Origin of the sequence: Streptomyces sp. DvalAA-14 (genome assembly GCF_900091855.1) — a bacterium.
Lineage (GTDB): Bacteria > Actinomycetota > Actinomycetes > Streptomycetales > Streptomycetaceae > Actinacidiphila.
Window position 1 is genome coordinate 1 of record NZ_FMCH01000599.1, and the last position, 2452, is coordinate 2452.

Genomic DNA, 2452 nt, shown 5'->3' on the forward strand with positions numbered 1-2452 from the left:
AGGTCGCGGTCGCCGACGCGACGGCGACGCGGCGGTCGGCCAGCAGCGGGGCCGGGCGGGGCTTGCCGGCGCCGTCAGTGGTGAGCGCGACCGCCGCCACCCCGAGCTGGCTGCGCATCCCGGACACCACGCCGATGAGCACGGCGCCGGCGAGCGCCTTGCGGGCGTCCTCCGTGCGGAACCGCGCCCACCGGCCGGCGACGGCGGGCGCCCTGAGCATCCATGATCCGACCATGCCTGTGCTGATGCCCGGCCGGCCCGGCGGGTAACGGCGGCGGGCCCCGAAACACCCGGTCGGCCCTGGCCGCCCCCTCCCGCGTCCCCCGCGCCCCGGGCAGCACAGCGCCCCCCGAACAGCGTGCGTTCGGGGGCGCCGCGGTCACGCCGAAGCGCGGATACGTCAGTTGCCGGCCGTGCGGTTACGGCGGCGGGTGAAGTAGACGGCTCCGCCGCCGATCACCAGCAGGGCCGCGCCGCCGCCGGCGAAGGCCACGGTCTGCGAGCCGTTGCCGCCGGTCTCGGCGAGGTTGCCGCTCGGCGTGGTGGAAACCGGCTGGACGACCGGGGTACCGGTGGGAGGCGTGGTGCTGCCGCCGCCGGAAGCCGAGGAGGTGGTCGGCGAGGGCGACGGGGACGAGGTGTCCGACGACGACCGGGGTGGGGGTCGAGGTGCCGGTCCCGGTCGGGGTCGGCGTCGGCGTGCCCGAGTCGGTCGGCGTCGGCGTCGCGGTACCGGTGTCGGTCGGCGTCGGGGTCGGCGTGCCCGAGTCGGTCGGCGTCGGCGTGGGGGTGTCGGTCGGCGGCGTCGTGACCGGCGGCGTGGTCGGCGTGGTGCACGGGGCACCGCCGTTCCACGCGGTGATCAGGTTGACCGGCGTGGCCGAGTCCGGGTAGTGCGGCAGGGCGCCGCCGGTGCCGTCGTACTTGATGCCGTTGCCGTACAGGTCGACCTGGCCGAAGCAGGTCGGCGCGGTGCCGCTGACGTCCAGCGTGGCGGTGCGCGTGGTCTTGCTCAGCGTGGTGCTGTCCATGCCGAGGTAACCCTGGGTTCCCGACGTCTGCCAGGTCGGGCCCTCGGCGCTGTAGGAAGCCAGTGAGACCGCGTAGCTGCAGCCGTCCTTGGCCCCGTTGGTGAGCTTGACGGTGATCGTCGTCGGGGCGGTGTTGCCGTTGATACGCCCGTCGGTGGTCCAGTTCTTACCCCCGTCGAGGGAGTACTTGACGGACACCTGGCCGCAGGAGTCCGACTTGTCGTGTGCCTGAGCGACACCGGCACCGGCCACCGAGAGGGCTGCGGTCATGGCAGCCGCACCGGCAACGGCTGTCGCGCGCTTGGTTATTGAACCTTGCACTGAAAATTTGCTCCCTGATCCCAGGGCGGTCAGCCGGGAGCAGGCGGAGCGGTGAGGACACACGCGGTACGCGAGGCTCGGGCCCCCCTGGCCTGCGAGAGCCTCGCCGCCGAAGTGGAAGTTCTACGGCCTGGTGGCCGGGCGTTGAGTATGCCGGTCGCGCGGTACATCTGTACAGCGACGAATGGCCCAATTACCGAAGTTTGTACGACTGACAGGTGAAAGAGGCCGTCCGGGTGAATGCGGGGGGACATCCACCTGTACGGCCCAGCGGGCGGAATAGACCGCCGCGGGGGGCCGGTTGCCCCGGACATGACTCGTGAGACGTACAAGCGCTTCGGCCGTGTCGGTATCTGGTCACAGGCACTGAGCAGTGACGACCCGGCAGTTCAGGGCGAGCACCGGGAAGCCGCGGCGGAGCTGGAGGAGCTCGGCTACGGCACGGTCTGGCTGGGCGGTTCACCGCTGCTCGACCAGGCGCGGCCGGTGCTGGAGGCCACCGGGCGGATGACCGTCGCGACCGGCATTCTCAGCGTCTGGCGGCACGACGCGGCGACGGTCGCGCAGGGCGTGGCGAACTTCCAGATGGATTACGGCGACCGGTTCGTCCTGGGTCTGGGTGCCAGCCACGAGTCGAGTACGCCCGGGTACGCCCGCCCGTTCTCGAAGATGGTGTCGTATCTGGAGGAGCTGGACGCCGCGCCGGTGCCGGTGCCGGTCCATCAGCGGGTGCTGGCCGCGCTCGGCCCGAAGATGCTGAAGCTGTCGGCCGAGCGCGCGGCCGGCGCGCACCCGTATCTGGTGACGGTCGAGCACGTCGCCCAGGCCCGCGAGGAGCTGGGGCCGGACGCGCTGCTCGCCCCGGAGTTGGGCGTGGTGCTCGACTACGAACCGGAGCGGGGGCTGCGCACCGCGCGCGCCGCGCTGGCCTACTACCTCAAGCTGCCCAACTACACGAACAACTGGCTGCGGCGCGGCTTCACCCGGCACGACCTCTCCGGTGGCGGCAGCGACCGCCTGGTCGAGGCGCTGTACGCGGTGGGCGACGTGGACGCGATCCGGGCCCGGGTGGATGCCTTCCACGCGGCGGGCGCCGACCA

At 72.4% G+C, this 2452-nt stretch carries 2 protein-coding genes and 1 pseudogene; 1 reads left to right on the forward strand and 2 read right to left on the reverse strand.

Annotation, left to right across the window (positions count from 1 at the left end):
- Both GA0115240_RS32120 and GA0115240_RS39470 read right to left on the reverse strand, forming a co-directional pair.
- Positions 1-235, reverse strand: a pseudogene (locus tag GA0115240_RS32120) (hypothetical protein); the annotation flags it as partial.
- Between the two features lie 165 nt (positions 236-400).
- The gene (locus GA0115240_RS39470; RefSeq protein WP_176725233.1) at positions 401-844 is read right to left on the reverse strand and encodes an LAETG motif-containing sortase-dependent surface protein; all 444 of its coding nucleotides are present in this window, start codon (positions 842-844) and stop codon (positions 401-403) included.
- 820 nt (positions 845-1664) lie between these two features.
- On the opposite strand from GA0115240_RS39470, the gene GA0115240_RS32130 reads away from it, so the two are divergent.
- A partial coding sequence (locus GA0115240_RS32130; RefSeq protein WP_093742247.1) for a TIGR03620 family F420-dependent LLM class oxidoreductase occupies positions 1665-2452 on the forward strand: 788 nt, incomplete at its 3' end.